The sequence below is a fragment of the Delftia sp. BGA-UO-ETr-SB1 genome (genome assembly GCF_059567865.1).
On record NZ_JCAQOW010000004.1, the window covers coordinates 1,006,324 to 1,032,252 of the forward strand.

Annotated in this window: 20 protein-coding genes; 9 read left to right on the forward strand and 11 right to left on the reverse strand. The window is 67.1% G+C overall.

Going from position 1 to position 25,929, the window contains the following annotated elements:
* Positions 1-34: 34 nt before the first annotated feature.
* From AC57B5_RS05090 to AC57B5_RS05100, 3 genes are all read left to right on the forward strand, one after another.
* Positions 35-286: a hypothetical protein gene (locus AC57B5_RS05090; RefSeq protein ID WP_157158280.1), complete on the forward strand. Its 252-nt coding sequence runs from the start codon at positions 35-37 to the stop codon at positions 284-286.
* Positions 283-1,620, forward strand: a complete 1,338-nt coding sequence (gene xseA, locus AC57B5_RS05095) for an exodeoxyribonuclease VII large subunit (protein WP_496398916.1) — start codon at positions 283-285, stop codon at positions 1,618-1,620. The genes AC57B5_RS05090 and xseA overlap by 4 nt, the downstream gene beginning before the upstream one ends.
* Positions 1,621-1,938: 318 nt before the next feature.
* Complete coding sequence (locus AC57B5_RS05100) at positions 1,939-2,520, forward strand: Fe-Mn family superoxide dismutase (RefSeq protein ID WP_012205408.1); 582 nt, start codon at positions 1,939-1,941, stop codon at positions 2,518-2,520.
* 103 nt (positions 2,521-2,623) lie between these two features.
* Here the strand turns inward: AC57B5_RS05100 and AC57B5_RS05105 are convergent, their stop codons facing one another.
* Positions 2,624-4,162: an MFS transporter gene (locus AC57B5_RS05105; RefSeq protein WP_097202479.1), complete on the reverse strand. Its 1,539-nt coding sequence runs from the start codon at positions 4,160-4,162 to the stop codon at positions 2,624-2,626.
* Between the two features lie 114 nt (positions 4,163-4,276).
* Here AC57B5_RS05105 and AC57B5_RS05110 point away from each other — a divergent pair, with 114 nt between their 5' ends.
* On the forward strand, positions 4,277-5,158 hold the full coding sequence (locus AC57B5_RS05110; protein ID WP_496398917.1) for a LysR family transcriptional regulator: 882 nt from the start codon (positions 4,277-4,279) through the stop codon (positions 5,156-5,158).
* A 34-nt stretch (positions 5,159-5,192) separates the two neighbouring features.
* On the opposite strand, the gene AC57B5_RS05115 is transcribed toward AC57B5_RS05110, so the two are convergent.
* On the reverse strand, positions 5,193-6,413 hold the full coding sequence (locus AC57B5_RS05115; RefSeq protein ID WP_496398918.1) for an MFS transporter: 1,221 nt from the start codon (positions 6,411-6,413) through the stop codon (positions 5,193-5,195).
* A gap of 122 nt (positions 6,414-6,535) precedes the next feature.
* On the opposite strand from AC57B5_RS05115, the gene AC57B5_RS05120 reads away from it, so the two are divergent.
* Positions 6,536-7,132 (forward strand): TetR/AcrR family transcriptional regulator, encoded by a 597-nt coding sequence (locus AC57B5_RS05120; RefSeq protein ID WP_012205412.1) that lies wholly within the window; start codon positions 6,536-6,538, stop codon positions 7,130-7,132.
* 52 nt (positions 7,133-7,184) lie between these two features.
* Here the strand turns inward: AC57B5_RS05120 and AC57B5_RS05125 are convergent, their stop codons facing one another.
* From AC57B5_RS05125 to AC57B5_RS05135, 3 genes are read right to left on the reverse strand one after another with little or no spacing between them, the layout of a single operon-like run.
* Entirely contained in the window at positions 7,185-8,045 is an 861-nt protein-coding gene (locus tag AC57B5_RS05125) for an isocitrate lyase/PEP mutase family protein (RefSeq protein ID WP_496398919.1), read from the reverse strand.
* A 44-nt stretch (positions 8,046-8,089) separates the two neighbouring features.
* Positions 8,090-9,100 (reverse strand): Bug family tripartite tricarboxylate transporter substrate binding protein, encoded by a 1,011-nt coding sequence (locus AC57B5_RS05130; RefSeq protein ID WP_496398920.1) that lies wholly within the window; start codon positions 9,098-9,100, stop codon positions 8,090-8,092.
* Between the two features lie 44 nt (positions 9,101-9,144).
* A complete protein-coding gene (locus AC57B5_RS05135; protein ID WP_012205415.1) occupies positions 9,145-10,140 on the reverse strand; it encodes a Bug family tripartite tricarboxylate transporter substrate binding protein in 996 nt (331 codons plus the stop codon).
* Between the two features lie 176 nt (positions 10,141-10,316).
* Here AC57B5_RS05135 and prpR point away from each other — a divergent pair, with 176 nt between their 5' ends.
* Complete coding sequence (gene prpR / locus AC57B5_RS05140; RefSeq protein WP_496398921.1) at positions 10,317-12,359, forward strand: propionate catabolism operon regulatory protein PrpR; 2,043 nt, start codon at positions 10,317-10,319, stop codon at positions 12,357-12,359.
* 21 nt (positions 12,360-12,380) lie between these two features.
* Here prpR and AC57B5_RS05145 read toward each other — a convergent pair whose 3' ends face one another.
* On the reverse strand, positions 12,381-13,235 hold the full coding sequence (locus tag AC57B5_RS05145; RefSeq protein ID WP_496398922.1) for a hypothetical protein: 855 nt from the start codon (positions 13,233-13,235) through the stop codon (positions 12,381-12,383).
* Between the two features lie 331 nt (positions 13,236-13,566).
* Here AC57B5_RS05145 and AC57B5_RS05150 point away from each other — a divergent pair, with 331 nt between their 5' ends.
* Positions 13,567-14,595, forward strand: a complete 1,029-nt coding sequence (locus AC57B5_RS05150; RefSeq protein WP_496398923.1) for a hypothetical protein — start codon at positions 13,567-13,569, stop codon at positions 14,593-14,595.
* A gap of 34 nt (positions 14,596-14,629) precedes the next feature.
* On the opposite strand, the gene AC57B5_RS05155 is transcribed toward AC57B5_RS05150, so the two are convergent.
* Both AC57B5_RS05155 and AC57B5_RS05160 read right to left on the reverse strand, forming a co-directional pair.
* Positions 14,630-15,133, reverse strand: a complete 504-nt coding sequence (locus AC57B5_RS05155; RefSeq protein ID WP_486301538.1) for a GNAT family N-acetyltransferase — start codon at positions 15,131-15,133, stop codon at positions 14,630-14,632.
* Positions 15,134-15,220: 87 nt separating this feature from the next.
* Positions 15,221-16,189: a LysR family transcriptional regulator gene (locus AC57B5_RS05160; RefSeq protein WP_486301539.1), complete on the reverse strand. Its 969-nt coding sequence runs from the start codon at positions 16,187-16,189 to the stop codon at positions 15,221-15,223.
* 67 nt (positions 16,190-16,256) lie between these two features.
* On the opposite strand from AC57B5_RS05160, the gene AC57B5_RS05165 reads away from it, so the two are divergent.
* On the forward strand, positions 16,257-17,189 hold the full coding sequence (locus AC57B5_RS05165; protein ID WP_202758449.1) for a pyridoxal-phosphate dependent enzyme: 933 nt from the start codon (positions 16,257-16,259) through the stop codon (positions 17,187-17,189).
* Positions 17,190-17,223: 34 nt separating this feature from the next.
* Here AC57B5_RS05165 and prpF read toward each other — a convergent pair whose 3' ends face one another.
* The 3 genes from prpF to AC57B5_RS05180 form a co-directional block, all read right to left on the reverse strand.
* Positions 17,224-18,420 (reverse strand): 2-methylaconitate cis-trans isomerase PrpF, encoded by a 1,197-nt coding sequence (prpF, locus tag AC57B5_RS05170; RefSeq protein WP_496398924.1) that lies wholly within the window; start codon positions 18,418-18,420, stop codon positions 17,224-17,226.
* The gene (acnD, locus tag AC57B5_RS05175) at positions 18,420-21,047 is read right to left on the reverse strand and encodes a Fe/S-dependent 2-methylisocitrate dehydratase AcnD (RefSeq protein WP_496398925.1); all 2,628 of its coding nucleotides are present in this window, start codon (positions 21,045-21,047) and stop codon (positions 18,420-18,422) included. The genes prpF and acnD overlap by 1 nt, the downstream gene beginning before the upstream one ends.
* A 63-nt stretch (positions 21,048-21,110) precedes the next feature.
* Positions 21,111-22,091, reverse strand: a complete 981-nt coding sequence (locus AC57B5_RS05180; protein ID WP_013802568.1) for a tripartite tricarboxylate transporter substrate binding protein — start codon at positions 22,089-22,091, stop codon at positions 21,111-21,113.
* Between the two features lie 540 nt (positions 22,092-22,631).
* Here AC57B5_RS05180 and AC57B5_RS05185 point away from each other — a divergent pair.
* Entirely contained in the window at positions 22,632-25,910 is a 3,279-nt protein-coding gene (locus AC57B5_RS05185; RefSeq protein ID WP_496398926.1) for a bifunctional diguanylate cyclase/phosphodiesterase, read from the forward strand.
* Positions 25,911-25,929: the final 19 nt, after the last annotated feature.

The window sequence follows — 25,929 nt, forward strand, 5'->3', positions numbered from 1 at the left end:
GGCAACGGGCGGCTCCCCATATTCGGGATTTTGGATGGTCGCTATAGCACAGATTTCTGTGGATAACTTTGTTATCAAGCGGGTTGCGCAAACGCCGCTGCGGCGGCGAATGGACACTGTGACAAATGTGAATTCTTTGTTGCAGCAAAAAAATCTTTATGAATCAATTGCTTGCGAGGTGTTTTTGAGAGTGCTTCTGCAAATTGCCGCCAAAGTGCCTGCTCGGGTCTGCATCCGCCTGCCTGTGGAGAATGTTGCACTGCATGCAGGCCGGGAGGCCGCATGAGTGGTGCATTCGGCGCAATGAACCCAGCAGCGGCGCCGCTGGTCTGGGAAGTCGGCGCGCTGTGCCGCGCCGTGAGCGACGCCTTGCAGGCACGCTTCAATCCGGTGGCGGTTCGCGGCGAGATCAGCGGCTTTTCGCGCGCGGCCAGCGGCCATTGCTACTTCAGCATCAAGGACGCGGGCGGGCAGATCCGCTGCGCCATGTTCCGGCGTGCGGCCCAGCTCATGGATTTTTCGCCGCGCGATGGCGAACTGGTCGAGTTGCGGGGCCGGCTGGGCGTCTACGAGCAGCGTGGCGACCTGCAACTGGTCGTCGAGAGCATGCAGCGTGCAGGCCAGGGCGCCCTGTTCGAGCAGTTCCTGCGGCTGAAGGCGCAGCTGGAGGCCGAAGGCCTTTTCGACGCGGCCCGAAAGCGCAGCCTGCCGCCGCTGCCGCGCGGCATTGGCGTGGTGACTTCGCCCGGGGCTGCTGCGCTGCACGACGTGATCACGGCGCTGCGCCGCCGCGTGCCCAATATCCCCGTGGTGCTGGTGCCTGCCCTGGTGCAGGGCGCGCAGGCGCCGGCCTCCCTGATCGATGCGCTGCAAAGGCTTTATGGCCTGGCGCGGGAAGGCGCGGGCTCGGTTGATGGCTCGGTGGCCGGCGCACCGCCCATCGACACCATCTTGCTGGTGCGCGGGGGCGGCTCCATTGAAGACCTTTGGGCCTTCAATGACGAGCGCCTGGCCCGCACCATCGTGCAAAGCCCGGTGCCCCTGATCTGCGGCGTGGGGCACGAGACCGATTTCACCATTGCCGACTTCTGCGCCGACCTGCGCGCGCCCACGCCCACGGCGGCGGCCGAACTGGTGAGCCAGCCGCGCGAGGTCTGGATGGGTGCGCTGCAGCTCATGCAGGGCCGCCTGGAGGATTCCGTGCAGCGGCTGCTGGACCGCCAGCAGCAGCGCCTGGACTTGGCAGCGCAGCGCCTGGGCCGGCCCAGCGAGCAACTGGCCCGCAGCCGGCTGCAGCTCAGCCGCCAGGCCCAGCGATTGCGCCATGCCATGCAGTTGCGGTTGCAGCGCATGGACCATGCGGGGCAGGGCCTGCAGGCGCAGTTGCCTGCCGGCATGCGTCGCGGCCTGGACCGGCGTGCGGACCATCTGGCGCGCATGGAGCTTCGCCTGCAGCTGCTGGACCCGCGCCTGGTGCTGCAGCGTGGCTATGCGCTGCTGACCGATGCCGAGGGCCATCCCGTGACCGAGGCGCGCGGCGCGCCGCCGGGCACGGCCTTGCAGGCACAGCTGGCCGACGGCAGCCTGGACCTGGTGGTGACGCAGCCGCGCCTGCTCTGAACTGCGGCCCGCTGTGTGCAGCGTTCGGCGTGCAGCGAGTGGCGGGCGGCAGGCGGTATCCGTGTAGGCCGATTGGCCGGATCAAGGTCAATTCACATCCACCCCCGCAGCAGCGGGCCAAGATGGGCCATTTGGCGCGCGCTTTCGCCGCAGGGTCACGAAGTTGTTCCTACAATGCCCGTTCGGGTGCGTGAGGGCCAGGGCTCGCAGCAATGCGCGCAGTGCAGGCCCCGCGCGACGGTCACGGCAGGCGCTGCAGGCGCTCTGCGCAACAGGTGCTGGCCCGTCCTAAAAGATTTCAACCACGAAGGAAACACCATGGAACATACCTTGCCCCCTCTGCCCTATGCGATTGACGCGCTGGCACCCCACTACAGCCAGGAAACGCTGGAGTACCACCATGGCAAGCACCACAACGCCTATGTGGTGAACCTGAACAACCTGCAAAAGGGCACCGAATTCGAAAACATGACCCTGGAAGAGATCGTCAAGAAGTCTTCCGGCGGCATCTACAACAACGCAGCCCAGATCTGGAACCACACCTTCTTCTGGAACTGCATGGCCCCCAACGGCGGCGGCGAGCCCACCGGCGCACTGGCTGACGCCATCAACAAGAAGTGGGGCAGCTACGCCGCCTTCAAGGAAGCCTTCGTGAAGTCGGCCGTGGGCAACTTCGGCTCTGGCTGGACCTGGCTGGTCAAGAAGGCCGACGGTTCGGTGGACATCGTCAACACCGGCGCGGCCGGCACGCCCCTGACCACGGAAGACAAGGCCCTGCTGACCGTGGACGTCTGGGAACACGCCTACTACATCGACTACCGCAACCTGCGTCCCAAGTTCGTCGAGACCTTCCTCGGCCAACTGGTGAACTGGAAGTTTGCCGAGCAGAACTTCGCCTGATCGAAGCGCAGGTACGACGTGTGCACGCCATGTGCACACCATGTGCACGCAAAGCAAAAAGCCCCGGACGGGGCTTTTTGCTTTTTGAGAGGAAGGCGACGGCTCAGCGGCGCTGACCGCGCAGCCGCCAGCCCGTCCACAGTGCCGTGCAGACCAGCAGCAGCGTGGCGCTGGCGATCACGGCGCTGAAACCCTGGCCGAAGGCCGTGCGTGCCAGCTCGGTCAACTGGTGCGCGGCCTGGGGCATCAGCTGATCGGCAGCCAGCAGGGCTTCGTCCAGGCTGTCGCGCACGGAATCGGGCAGGGCCAGGCCCTCCGGCAGGCGCAGTGAGCCTGCATAGACGGCCGACAGCAGGCTGCCCATCAGCGTCACGCCCAGTGCGCCACCCAGCTCGTATGACACCTCCTCGACCGAGGCCGCCATGCCGGCACGGTCCGCGGGAGCGCTTTGCATGATGGTGCTCGACGCCGTGGTCATGGCCGCGCCTATGCCCAGGCCCAGCACGGCCAGCGCTGCCGCCTGCGGCCACCAGCCCATGTCGTGGACCAGCAGATAGCCGCCCATGCCCAGGCCCGACAGCAGCAGCGCTGCCGGCAGCATGCGCGCGCCGCCCAGGCGTGGCAGCCAGTGGCCTGCCACGGGGCCGGCCACAAAGGCGGCCAGCGGCAGCGGCAGCACGGCCAGGCCGGCCAGCAGTGGCGACAGTCCCTGCACCAGTTGCAGGCGCTGGCTGAACACGAGTTCCATGCCGATCAGCGCGGCCGCTGCCACCAGGGCCGAGGCCACGGCCGTGGTAAACGCCGGGTTGCGGAACAGCGCAAAGTCCAGCAGCGGGTCGCTGCTGAGGCGCTGGCGCCGCACGAACAGCGCGAGAAAGCCCAGGCCCAGCACCAGGGTCGCGGCGGCCAGGGCCCAGTCGGGCGATTGTTTGCCGGCTTCCTTGATGGCGTAGGTGCTGCCCACCAGGCCTGCCATGACCTGCAATGAGCCGATGAAGTCCCAGGGCCGCTGCGAGGTGGCCGTGCCTGCGGGAATCAGCCAGCCGGCCAGGGGCAGGGCGAGCAGCACGATGGGCACATTGATCAGAAACACCGAGCCCCACCAGAAGTATTCGAGCAGCAGCCCGCCCACCACCGGCCCGAAGGCCGCACCGCCCGAGGCCACCGAGGCCCAGATGCCGATGGCCAGCGCGCGCTCGCGCTCATCGGCAAAGCTCAGGCGGATCAGGGACAGCGTGGCCGGCATCATCATCGCCGCGCCCACTCCCAGCAGCGCACGTGCTGCAATCAGCAAGGCAGGCGAGGGCGCAAAGGCCGCGCACAGCGATGCCACGCCGAACACGCACAGCCCGGCCATGAACAGCCGCTTGTGGCCGAGCCTGTCGCCCAGCGTGCCCATGCCCAGCAGCAGGCCGGAGACCACCAGGGCGTAGATGTTGACGATCCACAGCTTGGCCGAGGCCGTGGCCGCCAGGTCATGTGTCAGGCGCGGAAGCGCCGTGTAGAGCACCGTCATGTCGATGACGATGAGCAGCAGCGCCACCGAGACGATGGCCAGCACCAGCCAGCGGCGCGGATCGGCCGCCTGGGATTTTGGAAGATGCCCCGAAACGGGGTTCTGGGTTTGCGTTGTGAACGCCATAAAGCACCTGTTTGCCCCGGGCCTTGTGGGCCAGGGCTTCCTTCTTGATGAAAACCACAGTTTCCATCAATGAAATGATTCATCAAAGTTTGATTCCATCCATAAAATTGATGGATGGAATGGACACTCGACAGGCTGAAGCATTTTGTGGCGGTGGCCGAAGCCGGCACCATGACCGAGGCCGCCCGTCGCCTGGGGCGTGCGCAGTCGGCCGTGAGCACGGCCATCGGCCTGCTGGAAGCAGACCTGGGGCTGGAGCTCTTCGACCGCGTGGGGCGCCGCGTGCAGTTGACGGCGGCAGGGGAGGTGATGCTGCTGGAGGCCCGGTCCCTGCTGCACCAGGCCCAGGCCATGGACCACCGCGCCCGCGCCCTGGCCACAGGCGGGCAGGCACGCCTGGCCGTTGCGCTGGACGAGGCGCTGCCCTATGTGCCGCTGGCCCAGCTGTTCAAGGAGCTGGCGGCGCGCTTTCCGGCCATGGAGCTGACCGTGCTGAACGGCACGGCCTCCGAAGTGGCCGGGCATGTGGCGGCGCAGCGTGCCCAGATTGCCTTCCAGTTCGACCGAGCGCCTGCGCCGGCCACCTGCGCCCAGCGCCATATCGGCAGCGTGCCGCAGACCATTTGCGTGGCCAAGGGCCATGTGCTCGATGGCACGGCGGCCCTCACGCGCAGGCAGCTGGCCGCGCACCGCCAGTTGCTGATGCACATCGAGGGCGTGGAGGACACCGTGCTCAGTCCCGCCGTCTGGCGCTCCAACAGCTTCTATGTGATTGCCGACATGGTGGCCGACGGCCTGGGCTGGGCCATCCTGCCGGTCAACATTGCCGAGTTCGGCGACCTGCGCCCGCATCTGCGGCAACGCGCCTGCGAGGGGCTGGCGCTGCCGCCGCTGACCGTGCGCATGCTGTGGCTGGAAGGGCTGACGCCCGGGGCCGAAGCGCTGTGGATGCGCCAGCGCCTGGCCGAGCTGCTGGCCTTGATGGCCACGGCCTGAGCGGTCTGGGCTGGCGCGGGCGTTGCGGCCGTGTTCAGGTGCAGGCAGCGGCTGCGTCTTCGGCAGGCGGGCTCTCTTTCGCTCGTGCCTGGCGTGCGGCCAGCACGCCCAGGGCCCACATGGCGACACCGGCCAGCAGCGCCACCACGAAGGAAATGCGCGCGCCCCACAGGTCGGTGGCCCAGCCTGCGGCGGCCGCGCCCAGGGCCACGCCCATGGCAATGCCGGTCAGCAGCCAGGTCATGCCTTCGGTCAGGCGCTGGTGCGGCACCTGCTGCTCCACCAGGCCCATGGCCACGGTGATGGTCGGTCCGAAGGTAATGCCGGCCAGCAACACGGCCAGGGTCAGCGTGAACACATTGGTGGCCAGCAGCAGGGGCACGGCGGTGATGCACACCGAGGCGCCCACCCAGGCAATCTGGCGGTGCAGCGGCGCCTTCAGGCGCAGCGTGCCGAAGACCAGTCCCATCACGCAGGACCCCAGCGCGTAGAACGACAGCACGATGCTGGCCGCCACTGGCTGGCCCTGCTGCGTGGCAAAGGCCACGCTGGCCACGTCGATGGTGCCCACGATGATGCCCTGGGCCAGCATGAACAGCGCCAGCGTGCGCACCACGGGATGGCGGGCCAGCGACTGCTGGCGCGTGCGCTGCTGCGATGTGTCCACGGGCGGCTCTGTGCGGCGCTGGGCCACGAACAGCGCCACGCCCACCAGCAGCAGCAAGGAGGCGGCCAGCGGCCCGGCCTCGGGGAACAGCACCATGCTCAGACCCACCGACAGCGGCGGGCCGACGATGAAGCAGACATCGTCCAGCACGGCCTCCAGCGCATAGGCCGTCTGCAGCTGGGGCGTACCGCGCAGCAGCACGGTCCAGCGCGCACGCACCATGGCCGGCATGCTGGGCAGGGCACCCACCAGCGCTGCCAGCACCAGCAGCAGCCAATCCGGCCCCTGCCAATGCGCGCAGGCCAGCAGCGCGAACATGGCGGCAGCACTCACGGCCGCTGCCCAGGGCAGGACCTTGCGCTGGCCATGGCGGTCCACCAGGGCCGAGATGCGCGGCGCCAGCACCGCAATGGACAGCGCAAAGCAGGCTGCGACCGCGCCGGCCAGCGTGTAGGCGCCGCGCTGCTGGGACAGCATGGTGATCAGGCCGATGCCCGTCATCGACAGGGGCAGGCGGGCCAGGAGACCGGCCAGCACAAAGGCGGCCGTGCCGGGCCGGGTGAACAGCTGGCGGTAGGCGTGGAACATGGAAACCTCGGAAAACGGACAGGCCGCTGCAATCACATACGCGGCGTATGTCAGCGATTCTACGGGCTGCCCATGACGCACCGTATCATTGGCATACGTTTTGTATGTGAATGGAGTGCGCCATGCGCAAAAGCCGGGCCAGCATGATCGAGGAGACACGCGCCAAGCTCATCGAGGCTGCGCGCGAGGCCTTTGGCAGCCAGGGCTATTCCCAGGCCTCCATGGACGAATTGACGGCCAAGGCCGGGCTGACGCGTGGCGCGCTGTACCACCATTTCGGTGGCAAGCCGGGCCTGCTGGCCGCCGTGGTGGCGCAGATGGATGCCGAGATGGACGCACGCCTGGAGCAGGTGCTGGCCGACCATGCCGACCCCTGGGAGGGGTTCCTGGCCTACTGCCGCGCCTACCTGGCCATGGCGCAGGAGGGCGAGATACGCCGCATCGTGCTGCAGGATGCGCGCGCCGTGCTCACGGGCACGGACCAGGGCGAGCAGCACCGCGCCTGCATCGCCTTCGTGGCCGGCTACCTGGAGCAGCTCATGGAGCGCGGCGTGATCGTGCGTGCCAATCCTCTGGCCATGTCGCGCCTGCTCAATGGCTGCCTGGTGGAATCCGCGTTCTGGATTGCCGAGGAAGGGGCGCCCCCCGAACGCCTGCAGCAGGCGCTGCAGGCGCTGGAGTTGACGCTCAAGGGGTGGAAGGCGCCTGCGAGGGGCTGAGCGGCTGAGCGGCGCTGCGCCAGCCCGCCCTCGCTCGAACTTCACTCGCGCTTCACTCGTACTTCTTTTCCAGCGCGTCCCAGAACGGCTTGTTGACCAGGCGCTGGCGCTCGGCAAAGGGGGCGACCACAGCGGGGTCCTCGTCCACCCTGCGCTCGTTGCGCAGCTGGCCCAGCGCCTTTTGCATGCCGGCCACGGCGCCTTGCAGCGCCGCGTTGGCATACAGCACGAGGCCATAGCCCAGGTCTGCCAGCTCGCCCGCGTCGGTGATGGGCGTCTTGCCTCCGATCACCATGTTCATCAGCTGGGGCTTGGCCAGCCGTTGGGGCAGGGCGCGGATCTCATCGGCCTGGGTCACGGCCTCCACGAACAGGATGTCGGCTCCCGCCTCGGCAAAGCGCTGGGCGCGCTCGACGGCGGCCTCGAAGCCCTGCGTGGCGCAGGCATCGGTGCGCGCCATGATCAGCGTGCCCTGGTCGCGGCGCGCGTCCACGGCGGCCTTGATCTTGCCCAGCATTTCCACGGTGGAAATCACTTCCTTGCCATTGAAATGGCCGCAGCGCTTGGGGCTGATCTGGTCCTCGATCTGGATGCAGTCGGCGCCCGCGCGCTCCAGCGTGCGCACGGCGTGGTAGGTGTTGAGCGCGTTGCCAAAGCCGGTGTCGGCATCGACGAGCAGCGGCAGATCCACCGCGTCACGGATGCGGGCCGTGTGGTCGGCGATGTCGGTCAGGCCCATGAAGGCCTGGTCGGGCAGGCCGAACCACATGTTGGTCACGCCGGCACCGGTCACATAGATGGCCTCGAAGCCGAGATCGGCCACGACGCGTGCGGACAGCGCGTTGAATGCGCCGGGCACGAGTACGCCGCGGCGCGCTTCGGCCAGGGCCTTGAGTTGTTGCTTGGTGTTCATGGATGGTTCTGTCGAATGGGAAAAAGCGATGCGCGGGCTGGCGCTCAGTCCAGCGTGATGTTGGCGTTCTTGATCACCGGGCCCCACTTGGCGCGCTCGGCCTCGATGAACTTGCCGTAGGCCTGGGGCGTGCCGCCCATGACCATGCCTCCCGTGTTCTCGATCATGGCGCGCACCTCGGCGTCGTTGAGTGCCTCGTTCACGGCCTTGTTCAGGCGCTCGATCACGGCCGGCGGCGTGCTGGCCGGAGCGATCATGCCCAGCCAGTTGTACGACTCGAAGCCCTTGATGCCCGCCTCATCCAGCGTGGGCACGCTGGGCAGCACCTTCAGTCGCTGCTTGCTGGACACGGCCAGCGCCTTGACCTTGTCGCCCTGGATGGCGGGCAGGGCCGCATAGCCCATCTCGAACATGAAGGCCAGGTGCCCGCCCATCAGGTCGGTGGCTGCCAGCGCGCCGCCCTTGTAGGGCACATGGACCATGTCCGTGCGCGTCTGGAAGGCCAGCAGCTCGCCCGACAGGTGGTGGGCGCCGCCCACGCCCGACGATCCATAGGTCAGCGTGCCCGGCTTGGCCTTGGCTGCAGCCACCAGCTCGGCCACGGTCTTGAACGGCTGGTTGGGCGCCGTGGTCAGGATCAGCGGCGCCTCTTCGATCAGGATGATGGGCTGCAGGTCGCGTGCGGCGTTGTAGGGCAGCTTTTTCATCAGCATGGGATTGGTCACCAGCGGGCCTGGCGAGCCGAAGCCGAAAGTGTGGCCGTCCGTGGCCTTGGCGATGGCATCCGTGCCCGTCACGCCGCCCGCGCCGCCGCGGTTGTCGATCACGATGGGCTGGCCCAGGCTCTGGCCTATCTTGTCGGCGATCTTGCGGGCCCGCGTATCGGCAAAGCCGCCGGCCGCATAGGGCACGATGAGCTTGATGGGGCGGGAGGGCCAGGCATCTGCGCCCTGGGCAACGGCGGTGGCGGGGGCGGCGAGCAGGGCCGCAGCAGCGGCGGTGGCGCTCAGGGCCAGCCCCAAGCTCAGGTGGAGGGTATTGCGGCGGGTATTCATGGTGTCTTGTCTCGGTTGGGATCCGTGGTTGTGGCGGGAGCGGCTCACTTTTCCTGCATCTTCGCGGCCTTGACGATCTCGCCCAGGCGCTTGCGCTCGGCATCGGTGAATTTCACGAACTCGGCGCGCGTGCCGCCGATGGGCTCGATGCCCAGGCCCTTGAGCTTCTCCACGGTGGCCGGCTCCTTCATGGCCTGGTCCACGGCGGCGGCCAGCTTGTCCAGGATGGCGGGCGGCGTGCCCTTGGGTGCATGGATGCCGGCCCAGTGCGCGATCTGCAGCTCGGCAAAGCCCTGCTCCACGGCGGTGGACAGTTGCGGATAGGCGGAGATGCGCTGCGTCCAGGTGGTGGCCAGGGCCTTGAATTTGCCCTCATTGAGGATGTGGGGTAGGGCGATGATGCTGGCCTCCGACGTGCCCTCCACCTGGCCGCCCAGCACGGCCGTCGTGCTTTCCGATCCGCTCTTGTAGGGCACGGGCTGCAGCTGTGCGCCGTACTTCACGTTCAGCATCTCGGCCACGAAATGCGGCGTGCTGCCCGTGCCGGCCGTGGCGAAATTGAAGCCCTGGCCCTTCTTCGATGCCTCGACGAAATCTCGCAGGTTCTGGTAGGGCGCGTTCTTGGGAACCACGATCACCGAAGGCGCCAGTCCGATCATGGCCACGGGCACCAGCGCATCGTCCTTGAACGGCATGGTCTTCTTGATCATGCTGTTGGAGATCACGCCGGCCGCGCTTACCAGCAGGGTGTAGCCATCGGGCTGGGCCTTGGCCACGATGTCGGCGCCCACGGTGCCGCCTGCGCCGGGCCGGTTGTCGATGACCACGGGCTGGCCCAGGATTTTGGACGCACCTTCGGCGGCCGAGCGGGCCATCAGGTCGTTGGCGCCGCCTGCAGAGAATGGCACCACCAGGCGGATGGGGCGGGTGGGCCAGGCATCGGCGGCAGGCGCGGCAAACGACACGCCGGCCAGCGGCAGCACGGTGGCAAGCAGGGCGGCCAGGGCGGTGCGGCGGGGCAGGCGGGATGGCTGATGCATGGGGAGTCTCCTGGAAATACTTGAAATGATTGAAACGCCGGCCTTGTTTGCAAGCTGCATGCCATGGCAATAAAGGGTAAACCCTGGTTATTGCAAGCCATTGATCTGAATGCATTTTTCAGTTCACAAGAGGATGGCGCGGAACCTGCTGCTGGATTCATGCAGCGCGATGTTGCATGAATGAAATAATCGGTTGCATGAATGAATCAGTCGTGCCCCCTGTCCCTGGAACCCCGTCCGGCCCCCGCGCGGCATGGCCCCGTGTCGTCACCATAGGCCGCCATCGCATCGGCCGCGTGCTGGAGCGCATGTCCCTGGCGGTGGGCGACCAGGTGCGTGTGGAGCATGTCAGCGCGGCCTTTGACGACGCTGTGCAGGCCGTGCGCGCGCTGCAGGTGGTCGAGCCCATAGACGCCCTGGTGGCCGCCGGCGCCAGTGGTGCCTGGGTGCGCGAGCATGTCGACATTCCCGTGGTCATGATCGAGGTGCGCGGCTTCGATCTGCTGCAGGCGCTGGCCAGCGCGCGGGAATTGGCGCAGGCGGGCGGCACGCCGCGCATCGGGCTGGTGTCGTTCGACCATCCCTCGCCGCACCTGGCCCAGTTCGACGCGCTGTTCGGCGCCGGCATTGCCCAGTTCAGCTACCACGGGCCCGAGGATGCCCAGGCCTGCGTGCGTGCGCTGCAGGCCGCAGGCGTGGGTGCCGTGGTCGCGCCTGGGCTGGTTGCCGATCTGGCCGAGCAGGCCGGCATTCCCAGCGTGCTGCTGTACTCCGACGGCGCCGTGCTGCAGGCGCTGCGCGACGCGTTGCTGCTGGCCCGCCACCGCCATGCCGAGCGCGCCCGCCACCAGCGGCTGGAAACCGTGCTTGGCCAGTTGCAGGACGGCGTGGTCGCCGTGGACACCCAAGGCTGCATCCAGGCACTGAACCCCACCATGGCGGCCCTGCTGGGAGCGCCTGCCAAGGCGCTGCATGGCCGGCTGCTGGACGAGGTGGCACCCGCGCTGGCGCTGGCACAGGCGCTGCAGTCGCAGTCCCTGGAGCCCGAAGGCAGTGAAGACGTGGTCCAGCTGGCCATGCGCACCCTGGTGGTACGGCGCGCGCCCATCGTGGAAAACGGCCAGCTCACGGGCGCCTTGCTGGTCTGCCGCGACCCCGCCACCATCCAGCGCGCCGACCGCCACCTGCGCGCCAACCGCAGCCTGCGCGGCGCGGGCGTGCGCTGGCGCATCGAAGACTACGCGGGCGACAGCGAACCCGCCCAGCGCGTGCGCCGCCTGGCGCGCCAGTTCGCGGCCAGCGATGCCACCGTGCTCATCCAGGGCGACAGTGGCACGGGCAAGGAGTTGCTGGCCCAGGGCATGCACCGCGCCAGCCGGCGCGCGGCCCAGCCCTTTCTGGCCGTCAACTGCGCGGCCCTGGGGGAAAGCCTGCTGGAGAGCGAACTCTTCGGCTACGACGAAGGCGCTTTCACCGGCGCGCGGCGCGGCGGCAAGACCGGGCTGATCGAGGCGGCCCATACGGGCACCTTGTTCCTGGACGAGATCGGGGACATGCCGCTGGCCCTGCAGTCCCGCCTGCTGCGCGTGCTGCAGGAGCGCGAAGTGCTGCGCGTGGGCTCCACCACGTCCGTGCCCGTGGACCTGCGCGTCATCGCCGCCACGCATGCCGATCTGTCGGCCCTGGTCGAGCGCGGTGAATTCAGGCGCGACCTGTTCTACCGCCTGGCCGTGCTGCGCCTGGCCATGCCCGGACTGCACGAACGCGGACAGGGCGATGTCCAGGCCCTGGCCCGCACCATGCTTGCGCGACGTTTGCGCACGCAGTCGCTGCAGGCCGAGGCCTCTTCACTGGAGCCCTTGCTGGAAGCCCTGTTGGATTTGGCCACCGCGCACCGCTGGCCCGGCAATGCGCGAGAGCTGGACAACTGGGTGGAACGCCTGCTGGCCTGCCGCCACGACCTGCGTGACAGCGCGGGCCGCGTGGACATGGGCCGGCTGCGGGAGCTGTTTCCTGAATGCGACGGGGCTGGGCAGGGTACCGTTCAGGCCCTGCCAGCGCAGCAGCGGCAACTGCAACTGCGCGAGGCCCGGCGCGATGCCGAGTGCCAGCGCATGCGCGAAGTGCTGGAGCAGGTGCAGGGCGACCAGCGCCGCGCCTGCGAGATCCTGGGCATCAGCCGGGCCACGCTGTGGCGCAGGTTGCGCGACAGCCGTTGATCGCGCGCTTGCGTCCTGCGGCTATTCCCGCTGCAGGGCAGGGTCCACCTGCATGGCCTCGGGATTACAACGGGGCGTGCCCAGCATCGTGGGTTGATCATTTTGGCAAATGCCGCTGATGAACTGTCTGTGGCTATAGGTTCCGGGCTTGTCGACAGGGCCCATATAGATGCGGGCACTGAGTGTGCCGAATTCATCCACTTTCAGGTGCTTGGCCTCATAAATGAAGTGACTGATGTTTGTACCCCAGTCGCATTCGGCCGTTCCCTTTGAGTGGAAGCCATCGCCCGCATACTTCAAATCGCCCACGTATTCACAGCTACCTGAGCCGCCCGTTTTTTGGGACATGGTGAGCGTATTGCCATCGGCCTTGATGGTGATCGTGCCCGGTGTGATATTGGAGAACTCATAGGCGACGGTGTGGACGAATGTGAAGTTGAGTCGGCGCTTCAGATCCTCGAACTGGAAGCGCTGAAGGCGCTGCGGAGCCTCGCCGGGCAGGGTGATCGTCGCCGTGGTGGAGGAATCGAAGACGATCCTGACCGGGCCAGCCTCCTGTGCAAGCTCTCCATCGCGGGCCTGGCCACCCAGTGCGCGGCCATTGCGGTATTCCGTGAGCACGCCGTCAAACTGCTTGCCGTCCTTCAGCGTGCCTGCGGCCTGCAGGAACAGTGACGATCCGTCCGCGCGATAACCGAAATAGGTCAGGATCAGCGTGGAGCCACCCTGCCTGTCGATCTGAATGCCGCGCCCGGGCTTGCCATTGAGTTCCGCGCCAATGCTCCACATGCCCGAATCCGGAAGAATGGCCAGCGCGGGTGTGGAAATCAAGGCGGCAAGGGCCGCGGCCATGAGGCCATTCAGTCGCTTTGACATGCTTGCTCCGTTGTGAGGGGTGAATCGAATGGAAGCCGACTTTAACCGCGATTCACTAGGGCATATTGAGCGACCCGTCACACCGGAGGCATTTGACCTTTTTCAGGTTGAATGCGATTTTCGTATGAGGGTCGGCAGATGTGCCATGCCCGGTGCCAGCACGCAGGCAGGAGCGCACGAGCTGCGTGATGCAGCCGTTCCTGCTTCGCGGTGCCGCTCGCCTTCCAGGGCTCCTCTTCACTGGTCAAAATGTCCAGTACCGATCGCTGCGGGCTGTCTATCATCGCCCCCAACAAGCATGAAGCATTGGGAGTGAAATAGAGTGAGTTCCTTGAATCCCCTGGAGAATTTCGACACCAGTCACTGGAAAACCGACGACAAGTCTTGGATGAAGGAGCGCGAGAAGCAGTGGCCGGAGATCGAGCAAATGCTCTATGCGCTGGAAATGACCAAGAAGGGCCGGGGGATCGTCAAGAGGTACTTCCTCAAAGGCTCCCTTCCCCATTGGAAAAAGCTCCACGACTGGGACCGTGATTCCACGGTGCGCCATTTGAATCTGCTGCTGTTCCTGTACCTGCACCCTTGCCAGGACGAGACGGTGCTGCGCTCATTGCGAGACCAGTTCATGGAGCACCCTCAGGCGCTGCCGGGAGATCGCCTCGGAGGTTTCACTTTGCTCTTCAGCATCGGGCAGGGCCATGCATCTTCCGGAGGCACGCGCCTGGTCAGCACGTCAGAGTTGGAAAAAGAGTTGCCCCTCGCTGTGTCTCAGCTTCCTGACGCCCCTGCGCCCTATGCACATTGCAAAATTGTGGACATACATACCAACGGGCACAACGAACGGCTGTTCAACCTGATGCTTCCAGACCTGTCTCAAGACACTGTGCAGCTGCCAGTGACCCGAGACACTTACGTCAGCAGAGCACCCAGATACTTTCCGTGGGACCACGAAGAGCTCCCGTTGAGAGCCTTCCGTTTTGCACTGTATGACCTATGGACCATGGGCCAATGGCTGGCATTTCCTGCCACATCCAGCAAGGGCTACAACGACATGATCTTTCAGTACGAGAGGCCCCTGGATCTCTGGTACCAGGATGTTGCCAAGTCAGCGGCCCCCGAGGGGAAGTGGCTGGAGCCTGTGCTGATTGGTCTGTACCGGATCTTCCAGTTCGACCTTGACAACGAGCCCGACGAAAGTCCGCGCACGCGCTTTGTGCGGCGGATGCGGGCATTGTTGACAGAGAGACAATTCTCGGAGTCCTTCCAAGCCTTGGTCAAACTGGCCAAAAACGATGGCATTGCCGTGCGAAACCCCTGGAGCGACGAGCCAAAACTGAGATCTCGCAGCTTGCCCCGCTGACATTCCACAAGCGACCAAGATCGCGCGGCACAACCTAAGCGGCCAGCTTCGCCCAGCGCTCATGGTCTCGCCAGCGGGTTCCAACCTTCATGAACGCCGGCGAGAAGCCCTCCAGCTTGAAGCCGCATGACTTGGCCAGTGCAATGGCTGCCTTGTTCTCAGGCTGGATGTTGGCTTCCAGCCGATGCAGCTTCAGTGTCCTGAAAGCCTGTTTCACGACATGCGCGAGGCCTTCCTTCATCAGGCCCTTTCCCTCAAAGCCCGAGAACGCATAGAAATCGATCAGGCCACAGCGGAACGGGTCCATCACGATGTTCGTGATCTGCACGATTCCGGCAAAACCGTCGCTGTGCCACTCCCAGATCACAAAGGCGGCCCCAGCCGGCTCCTGCACGCGTGCCAGGTAGCTCTGAAATTCCTGCGGCGTGCTGGGGGGCGACACCCATGGCGCGTGCAGTTTGCGGCTTTGGCTGGCACCTTTGATGAACTCCGTTTCCAGATCCGCTGTCAGCTCCGAAACATAGATGTTCGTGTCCATGACCGTCCCTCAGATGTGAAGCCGAAAGTGTATCGACGCAGGTGCGTGCACCGCCGGTCAACGCCTCGCGGCCACCCCACAGGTTTGTCAAGCGCTTGCCGCTGTGGTGCTAGCCACGCTGGACCGGTGGCCCACCAACCCCGCCCAGCCACCCAGCCGCTCGGCCAGGAAATCCATCAGCACGCGCAGCTTGAGCGGCAGGTGGCGCGTGGGCGGGTGAAGAATCCACAGCTGGCCGCTGTAGTTGGGCAGAAAGTTCCAGTCCGGCAGCACCTGCACTATGCGCCCGTCCGCCAGGGCCTCGCGTGCTGTGAAGCGGGGCAGGCTGGCGATGCCGATGTGCTGCAGCACGGCGTCCAGCCGCACACCGGTGTGGTTGGCGGCATAGCGCCCGCGCACGGCCACGGTGACGGTCTTGCCATGGCCGCGCAGCTTCCAGTGCGCGTCGCCGGGCTCCTCGCCCAGGTAGATGCAGCTGTGGGCCTTGAGCTCCAGCGGATGCACGGGCGTGCCGTGCCGGGCCAGGTACTGGGGCGAGGCGCACAGCAGATGGTCGATGTCCATCAGGTGGCGACCCATGAGGCCCGGTGGCGGGTGGTTGGTGATGCGTATGGCCAGGTCCACCGGGTCGTCGATCAGGTCCATGTAGCGGTCTTCCAGCCGCATCTGCACGTCGACCTCGGGATACAGGGCCAGGAAGTCGGGCATGTGGGGATGGACCACGGTACGGCCCACGGCCTTGGGCACGCTGATGCGCACCAGGCCGCGCGGCTGCGCGTCCTGCAGCAGGGACGCGGCCATGACGGCCTGGGCGGCGCCCACCATGTCCAGGCAGCGCGCATGGACCTCGCGGCCAGCCTCGCTCAGGCGCAGCTTGCGCGTGGTGCGTTCCAGCAGGCGCAGGCCCAGAGCCCTTTCCAGCCGCGCCACGCCCCGGCTGGTGGCCGATGGCGTGCTGCCCAGCTGGCGTGCGGCCTCGGAGAAGCTGCCCGTGTCCACCACCTTGACGAAGATGGCCATTTCTCCGAACAGGGGCAGGGCTTGATTTGTGCTCATGGCGCAAAGAATATTTGAAAAGCCAAGGGATTATCGCGGCTGAACGCCAGTCCTACACTGCCACCCCATGCCTTTGCACACCTTCACTCCCCTTATCCCGTCCCATGCCCTGAGCCACGCCGGTGGTCCTGAAATCTGGCTCAAGCTGGATGCGCTGCAACCCTGCGGATCATTCAAGCTGCGCGGCATAGGCCATGCCTGCGAGACCCTGGCGCGCCAGGGCAAGAAGCGCTTTGTGGCCTCATCGGGCGGCAATGCCGGCATTGCCGTGGCCTATGCCGGTCGGCAGCTGTCCATGCCCGTCACCGTGGTCGTGCCCCAAACCACGACCGAGCATGCGCGGGCACTGATCCGTGCCCAGGGCGCCGAGCTGATCGTGCATGGCGCCGTCTGGGACGAGGCCAATGCCCTGGCCCAGTCCCTGTTGGGCGCCGAAGATGCCTTTGTCCATCCTTTTGACGACCCGCTGCTGTGGGCAGGGCATTCCACCCTGGTCGATGAGCTGGCTGCTGCCGACTTCAAGCCCGACGCCGTGGTGCTGGCCGTGGGCGGCGGCGGCCTGCTGGCCGGCGTGGTGCAGGGCCTGGAGCGCCACGGCTGGACCGATGTGCCCGTGATTGCTGCGGAGACGGCCGGCGCGGACTCCCTGGCGCAGTCGCTGGCCCAGGGCCGCCGCGTGCTGCTGGACCGCATCACCAGCGTTGCCACTTCGCTGGGCGCGCGCCAGGTCTGCCAGCGGGCCTTCGATCTGGCGCAGGTGCACCCCGTGCGCAGCGCCGTGGTGACGGATGCGCAGGCGCTGGACGCCTGCCTGCGCTTCATTGATGACCATCGCCTGCATGTGGAGCCCGCCTGCGGTGCCGCGCTGGCCCTGGCCTACGCAGGCGCACCTGCGCTGCAGGGCTTCAAGCGCGTGCTGGTGGTGGCCTGCGGCGGCACGACGAACACGCTGGAGCAACTGCAGACGTGGCACGCAGCGGCGCTGACCGGCCAGGCGTGAGCACGGCCCAGGCCTGAAGCCGGACCCTGCGCATTCACGCGGCGTTCAACACCTCGCCAGGCACCCTGATCCAGCCTTCCATCAGGATGCGCGCGCTGCGGCTCATCAAGGCCTTGGTCACCTGCCACTGGCCATTCAACAACCGGGCCTCGGCGCCCACGCGCAGCGTGCCGGAGGGATGGCCGAAGCGAACGGCGCCGCGTTCGCCGCCGCCCGCCGCCAGATTCACCAGCGTGCCCGGCACCGCTGCCGCCGTGCCGATGGCCACCGCCGCCGTGCCCATCATGGCGTGGTGCAGCTTGCCCATGGACAGGGCGCGCACCAGCAGGTCCACATCGTCTGCCTCGATGCGTTTGCCGCTGGAGGCCGTGTAGGGCGCTGGCGGTGCCACAAAGGCGATTTTTGGCGTGTGCTGGCGCCTGGCGGCTTCGGACAGTTCCTGGATCAGGCCCATCTGCAGGGCGCCGTGGGCGCGTATGGCCTCGAAGCGCGCCAGAGCCTCGGCATCGCCGTTGATGGCGTCCTGCAGCTCACAGCCCGTGTAGCCCAGGTCCTTTGCGTTCAGGAAGATGGTCGGAATGCCCGCATTGATCAGCGTGGCTGCAAAGCTGCCGACTCCGGGAACATCCAGCCGGTCCACGAGGTGGCCCGTGGGGAACATGGCGCCCCCATCCTCTCCCTCATCGGCAGGGTCCAGGAACTCCAACGCCACCTCGGCCGCAGGAAAGGTCACGCCATCGAGCTCGAAGTCGCCCGTCTCCTGCACCTGGCCGTCCGTGATGGGCACATGGGCCACGATGGTCTTGCCGATATTGGCCTGCCAGATGCGGAGGGTGGCCGTGCCGTTGCGTGGAATGCGCGCAGGGGCTATCAATCCCATGTGGATGGCGCAGGGCCCCACGGCGGCCGAGAGATTGCCGCAGTTGCCGCTCCAGTCCACGAAGGGCCGGTCGATGGAGACCTGGCCGAACAGGTAGTCCACGTCATGGCCTTCGCGCGTGCTGGCCGAGAGGATCACGGCCTTGCTGGTGCTCGACGATGCATTGCCCATGCCGTCGATCTGCTTGCCGTAAGGGTCGGGGCTGCCCAGGGCGCGCAGCAGGATGGCGTCGCGCACGGGGCCCGGCTGTTGCGCAGCCTCCGGAAGGTCTTGCAGGCGAAAGAACACGCCCTTGCTGGTGCCTCCGCGCAGGTAGGTGGCGGGAATGCGGATCTGGGGTGTGGTGTTCATCAAGCGTCCTGTGTCTGTGCAAGAAAGTCCTGGGCAAAGCGCTGCAGCACGCCGCCCGCTTCGTAGACCGACACCTCCTCGGCCGTGTCCAGCCGGCAGGTCACGGCCACGCGCAGCGTCTGGCCGCTTCTTCGTTCAATCACCAGAGTGAGTTGGGTGCCCGGCGTGCGCTCGCCTTCCACGCCATAGATCTCCGTTCCGTCCAGCGCCAGGGTCTTGCGGTCGGTGCCCGGCAGGAACTGCAGCGGCAGCACGCCCATGCCGATGAGGTTGGTGCGGTGGATGCGCTCGAAGCCTTCGGCCACCACGACCTCGACTCCGGCCAGGCGCACTCCCTTGGCCGCCCAGTCGCGTGAGCTGCCCTGGCCGTAGTCGGCGCCCGCGATGATGATCAGCGGCTGGCGGCGGTTCAGGTAGGTTTCCATGGCCTCCCACATGCGCACCACGCGGCCTTCGGGCTCGATGCGCGCCAGCGAGCCCTTGTGCTGCACGCCGTCGATGACGGCCATCTCGTTGACCAGCTGCGGGTTGGCGAAGGTGGCGCGCATGGCCGTCAGGTGGTCGCCGCGGTGGGTGGCGTAGGAGTTGAAGTCTTCCTCGGGCAGGCCCATGCGCGCCAGGTATTCGCCCGCCGCGCTGTCGGCCAGGATGGCGTTGGAGGGCGACAGGTGGTCGGTGGTGATGTTGTCGGGCAGCAGCGCCAGTGGCCGCATGTTGCGCAGCGTGCGCGGGAAGGCCGCCAGCGCGCCCACGCCTTCGGTATCCCAGTACGGCGGGCGGCGGATGTAGGTGGACTGGGGGCGCCAGTCGTACTGGGGCGAGGCTTTGTCGCCATCGTCCTTGCGGATGGCGAACATGGGTTCGTAGACGGCGCGGAATTGCGCAGGTTTGACCGCTTGCTCGACGATGGCGTCGATCTCCTCGTCGGCGGGCCACAGGTCCTTGAGGCGGATCTCGCGGCCGTCCACCACGCCCAGCACGTCCTGCTCGATGTCAAAGCGCACCGTGCCCGCCAGCGCATAGGCCACGACCAGCGGCGGCGAGGCCAGGAAGGCCTGTTTGGCCTGGGGATGGATGCGCCCGTCGAAGTTGCGGTTGCCCGAGAGCACGGCCGTGGCGTAGAGGTCGCGCTCGACGATTTCCTGCTGGATCCTGGGGTCCAGCGCGCCGCTCATGCCGTTGCAGGTGGTGCAGGCAAAGGCGACGATGCCAAAGCCCAGCTGCTGCAGCTCGCTGAGCAGCCCGGCCTCCTTCAGGTACAGCTCCACGGCCTTGGAGCCCGGCGCCAGCGAGGATTTGACCCAGGGCTTGCGCGTGAGACCCAGGCGGTTGGCATTGCGCGCCAGCAGCGCCGCGGCGATGACGTTGCGCGGGTTGCTGGTGTTGGTGCAGCTGGTGATGGCGGCAATGATGACGGCCCCATCGGGCATCAGGCCTTGCGCCTCCTGGGCGCGGGCGGCCTGCAGTTTTGCGGCATCGGCAATGCCGCGCTCGGCCAGGGCCGAGGTGGGCAGGCGCCGGTGCGGATTCGAGGGGCCGGCCATGTTGCGCACCACGGTGGACAGGTCGAACTGCAGCAGGCGCTCGTACTGGGCATCGGCCAGGCTGTCGCTCCAGAAACCTGCGGTGCGCGCATAGGCTTCGACCAGGCGCACCTGGGCCTCGTCGCGGCCGGTCAGGCGCAGGTAGGCCAGGGTCTGGTCGTCAATGGAGAACATGGCCGCCGTGGCGCCGTACTCGGGGCACATGTTGGAGATGGTGGCGCGGTCGCCAATGCTCAGGCTGTCGGCGCCCTCGCCAAAGAATTCCACATAGGCCCCGACGACTTTTTGCTGGCGCAGGAATTCGGTCAGGGCCAGCACGATGTCGGTGGCGGTGATGCCGCCCTGGCGCCGGCCCGTGAGGCGCACGCCCACGATCTCGGGCAGGCGCATCCAGCAGGCGCGGCCCAGCATGACGTTCTCGGCCTCCAGCCCGCCCACGCCCACGGCGATCACGCCCAGCGCATCGACATGGGGCGTGTGCGAGTCGGTGCCGACACAGGTGTCCGGGAAGGCCAGGCCATCCTGCACGGTGACCACGGGGGACATTTTTTCCAGATTGATCTGGTGCATGATCCCGTTCCCCGCAGGGATCACATCCACGTTGGCAAAGGCTTTTTTTGTCCACTCGATGAAGTGGAAACGGTCCTCGTTGCGGCGGTCCTCGATGGCGCGGTTCTTCGCAAAGGCATCGGGATCGAAGCCGCCGCACTCCACGGCCAGCGAGTGGTCCACGATGAGCTGCACGGGCACGACGGGATTGACCTGGGCCGGGTCGCCGCCTTCGGCCGCGATGGCGTCGCGCAGGCCGGCCAGGTCCACCAGGGCGGTCTGGCCCAGGATGTCGTGGCAGACCACGCGCACGGGGTACCAGGGAAAGTCGATGTCGCGGCGGCGTTCGATGAGCTGCAGCAGGTAGCTGTCCAGCTGCGCGGGATCGGCGCGGCGCACGAGGTTCTCGGCATGGACGCGGGCGGTGTAGGGCAGGCGTGCCCAGGCGCCGGGCGAGAGGGCATCGACGGCGGCGCGGGCGTCGATGTAGTGCAGCGTGGTGCCGGGCAGGGGTTTCTTGTAGCGGGAGGTCATGGGGGCGGATGGATTCTCGGGCCTGCGTGGGCCGATTGCTGTGCGCCGATTACTGTGCGCCGATTACTGTGCGCGGATTTCGTTGTCTTTCACCACCTTGGCGTAGCGGGGAATCTCGGACTGGATCAGGGCGCCGAACTGGGCCGGTGTGCCGCCTGCCGGGGACACGCCCGTGGGCTCCAGCTGGGCCAGCAGTGCCGGCGCCTTGAGGCCGGTGTCCAACGCCGCATTGATGCGCGACAGCACGGCGGGCGGCAGGCCCTTGGGCGCGAGCAGGCCGTGCCAGGCCACCACGTCATAGTCCGGCAGGCCGCTTTCGGCCACCGACGGAATCTCGGGATAGGCGGGCAGGCGCTGGGCCGTGGTCACGGCCAGGGCGTGCAGCTTGCCGCTCTTGACGTGCTGCATCAGCGCCTCGGTGCCTGCCACCAGCATGTCCACGTTGCCTGACAGCAGATCGGTCACGGCCGGGCCCGTGCCGCGATAGGGCACATGCGTGGCCTTGACCTTGGCCATGCCGAACAGGTACTCGGTGACGATGTGAAGATGGCTGCCATTGCCGGCCGAGGCAAAGGTCAGCTTGCCCGGGTTCTCACGCGCATAGGTCAGCAGTTCCTGCAGGTTTCTGGCGGGCACGCGGGGGCTCACGCAGACCACGTAGGCGCCTTTGGACAGCTGGATCACGGGCGTCATGTCGGCCACGGGGTCGAAGCGCAGCTTGTACAGCGAAGGGTTGACCGTATAGCTGCCCGCCACCAGCAGCAGCGTGTAGCCATCGGCCGCCGAGCGCAGCGCATACTCGGTGCCCAGCGTGCCCCCGGCGCCCGGCCGGTTCTCCACCACCACGGGCTGGCCCAGCCTGTCGTTGAGCACGTTGGAGGCCACGCGCGCAATGAAGTCCGAACCGCCGCCGGGTGCGAAGGGGCAGACGATCTTCAGCGACTTGCTGGGAAAGGCCTCCTGGGCCAGGCCCTGGTGCGGCAGCGCAAGGCCGGCCAGCGGGGCGGGCAGGGCGGCGCAAAAGCGGCGGCGGTTGATGCTCATGGGTTGGTGTCTCCTGCAGAGTTATGGTTGGCAGTGCACCAGGCTTGTTGCAAGCGGCATGCCATCCGACTCAAGGGGAAACCCGTGCAAGCCCCGCAGCCTGCTGCCAGAGGCTGAAGGGCTGCAGCGCCACCTGCTGCCGCGCCATCCGTTTCATTGATGTTTCAAAACTGCCGCCTCTGATTTCATGGATGAGGCTTGTGCAATGCCTCGCCCTCCACCCCTTGTGCCCGGCAAGGCCCGGCAGGCCCGGCGGGCTCGGGCACAGGGGGCCGGGTGCAAGCACCTTGCTGCCTGCAGTCTAGGGTTTGCCCGTGGAGGTCTTCAGCAAGAGCGCATTCCGACGATAGAGCAAAGGCGTTTGTAGGATTTGTCTTACATATGATTTGCCTGCCGGGTGCCGAAATCCATTTATCCTCGCTCTCTGCTCCACATGGCCTGCCCGGCCTTTTCGGGTGGCTGGCCATGGGGCTGGCAACGAGTGGTTCCGTGCTCCTGGACCGATTCCCCCGTGACTGCCTATTCAGCCTTAGCCGCTCCATGTCAGCTTTTGCCCAGCGCACGCTTGTAGCCATCCGGACCGCCTGGCCAGCCGCCACCGTCATGGCGGTGGGCATGTGCCTGAGCGCCGCGCTCGCCTTGCAGCAGCAGCGGGCGCTGGAGCGCATCGACCTGCAGCGCCATACGCAACAGGCCCAGTCTGCCCGCCAGGCGCTGGAGATGCGCCTGGATGCCTATGCCGTCATGGTCCAGCATGTGGCCAACCAGCTGGCCGCCTCTCCCGAGATGGGGCAGCAGGCCTTCGCGCGCATTGCGCAGGCGCTGCGCATACAGATACAGCCCGGCATGCAGGCGCTGACCTTTACGCGGGCCGCAACGGACCACGGTCAGGCCAGCCAGGATCCGTCGGCCTCGTTCAGGCCCGATCCCCACTATTTCTTCATCGACTATCTCTGGCCGGTGGAAGGCAATGAATCCATCGCCGGCCTGGACATGCACGACCGCCCCAGCCTCATGGCCAGCATGCTGCGCAGCCGGGACAGCGCGGCCGCCGTGGTCTCGGCGCCGTTTGCCATGAAGCAGCCCGGCGAGCATGCCACCGCCGTGCTGGTGCGCGCGCCCGTCTTTGCGCTGGCGGACCACCAGTCTCCGGATGGCACGGCCGCGCATCCGCTGTTCCTGGGAACGGCCGACGTCAGCATTCGTGTGCACGATCTGGTGCAGGACCTGCATGAGCGCGGCTTCCTGGGCCGGCTTGCGCTGGCCATGCATGACGCAGGCCCGGTCTCGCCCCTGCCGCCGGCCGGCGTATCGCCGCTGCCGCTGTATCTGGGTGCTGCCTGGCCCGAGCGCGGGCAGGATGCGGTAGGCCTGGGCGATACCGGCCAGGTGGTGCTGGAGCAGACACTGCAGGCCCAGGACCGGCTGTGGCGGCTGAACTTCATTCCCGTGAGCACGGCCCTGTCCTGGACCGAGCGTGCCCAGCCCCTGGTGTTGTTTGCGCTGGGCATGCTGGTGTCAGTCCTGCTGGCCTCGCTGGCGGCAGCCTGGTGGCGGCGCCATCCGTCCAGCTGGGCGCAGCTGCGTGCCTCTTCCCGCAGCATGCGCGAGAGCGATGCCCGCTTTCAGGCACTGTTCGAGCAGGCCGCCGTGGGCGTGGTGCAGATCGACGCGGCCAACGGCAATGTCCTGCATGTGAACCGCAGGTATTGCGACATCACCGGCCACGAGGCACAGCAGCTGTGCCAGCGCCCCCTGCTGGCCCTGGTGGCCGCCGAAACGGTGGAGGGCGACAGGCTGCTGCTGCAGGAGCTGGCTGCGGGCCAGCGCCGCGCCCTGCAGATCGAGCGGCAGCTGCGGCGCAGCGACGGCAGCCTGGTCTGGGTGGAACTGCACATCTCCGCGCTGGGCCACGGCCCATCGCTGCGCCTGATGGCCCTGGTGCAGGACATCAGCGCGCGCCGCCACTTGCAGCAAATGCAGCGCGACGGATCGCGGCACCTGCGCATGGTCATCCAGCGCCTGCCCCTGGGCCTGGCGATGCTGCAGGAGGATGGCCGCTTCGCCTACTGGAACGAGGAATTCATGCGCCTGGCAGGCCATGGCGCCACGGCCGGCATGGATGGCGACGGCTGGTGGCGCAACATGTGCCCGGATGAAGCCCGCCGCCAGCGCATGCAGCGCCGCTTCGAAGCTGCGCAGGCGCGGGCGCGCGTTGCCCAAAGCCCCCATGGCAGCGAGTCCGACAGCTGCGGCACCCTCAACTCCGAGGAGTACCAGCTCATAGGCAGCGACGGCTGCGCGCGCTCCGTATCCATCGGCGGCATGCTGCTGGACGAAGGCTGCCTGCTGATCCTGCAGGACCAGAGCCAGCGCAAGACCGCCGAAGAAGAAATTCGCCGCCTGGCCTTCTACGATGCGCTTACCGGCCTGCCCAACCGCCGCCTGCTGGTGGACCGGCTGCAGCAGGCGCTGGCCTCCAGCCGCCGCCGCGGGCGCTGTGGCGCCGTCATGCTGCTGGACGTGGACAACTTCAAGGCCTTCAACGACAGCCTGGGGCTGGAACTGGGCGACGTGCTGCTGCGCATGATTGCCGAGCGACTGGCCCAGTCCCTGGGCCGCGAGGCCACGCTGGCCCGCCACAGCGGCGATGACTTCGTCGTGCTGCTGGAGGACCTGGGCAAGGACTCCATGCACGCCGCCTCCAAGCTCGAAGGCGAGGTCCAGCGCATGCGTTCGCTGCTGCTGCAACCGTTGCAACTGAGTGGCCAGTCCTGCCACATCACGCTGAGCATTGGCGCCAGCCTGTTCGGCGAGCAGGAACTCAGTGCCGACGAGGTTCTGCGCCGTGCCGAGATGGCCATGTACCAGGCCAAGGGCATGGGGCGCAACACGCTGCAGTTCTTCGATCCGCAACTGCAGGCCGTGCTCAGATCGCGCACGGCCATGGAGCAGGAAATGCGCGAGGGCCTGGTGCGCTCGCAATTCGTCCTGTACTACCAGCCGCAGGTGGCGAACGGGCGCATCGTCGGCGCCGAGGGCCTGCTGCGCTGGAACCACCCGCGCGAAGGGCTGGTGCCGCCGTCGCTCTTCGTCTCGCTGGCCGAGGAAACGGGCCTGATCCAGCAACTGGGCGAATGGGTGCTGGGCGAGGCCTGCCGGCAACTGGCGCAATGGGCGGCGGAGCCGGACATGGCCTGCCTGATGCTGGCCGTCAACGTCAGCCCGCGCCAGTTCCACCAGGCGCGCTTCGTGGAGCAGGTGCTGCAGGCGCTCAAGGAGCACGGTGCCAATCCGCGCCTGCTCAAGCTGGAGCTGACCGAAAGCCTGCTGCTGGCCGACGTGGACGACACGGCGGCCAAGATGGCCACGCTCAAGGCACACGGCGTGGGGTTCTCGCTGGACGACTTCGGCACCGGCTACTCCTCGCTGGCCTATCTCAAGCGCCTGCCGCTGGACCAGCTCAAGATCGACCGCAGCTTCGTGCGCGACGTGCTCAGCGACCCCAACGACGCGGCCATTGCGCGCACCATCGTCGCCCTGGGTACCAGCCTGGGCCTGCAGGTCATCGCCGAGGGTGTGGAGACCGAGGCGCAGCGCCAATTCCTCGAAGACCAGCACTGCCATGCCTGGCAGGGCTACCTGCTCAGTCCGCCCGTGCCCGTGCGCAGCTTCGAGGCACTGGTGCGCCAGGCCATCGTGTCGCGTCCTCCGGCCCTGAGCCCGGCGAACCTGCCGCAGGAGGCGCAGGACCGGCCCCAGGTGGTGGAGTGCACGGATGGCAGCGGGGTGCCGGACGCCCCCTCAAACCATTCTTGACATTCGACACGGCCCCGCG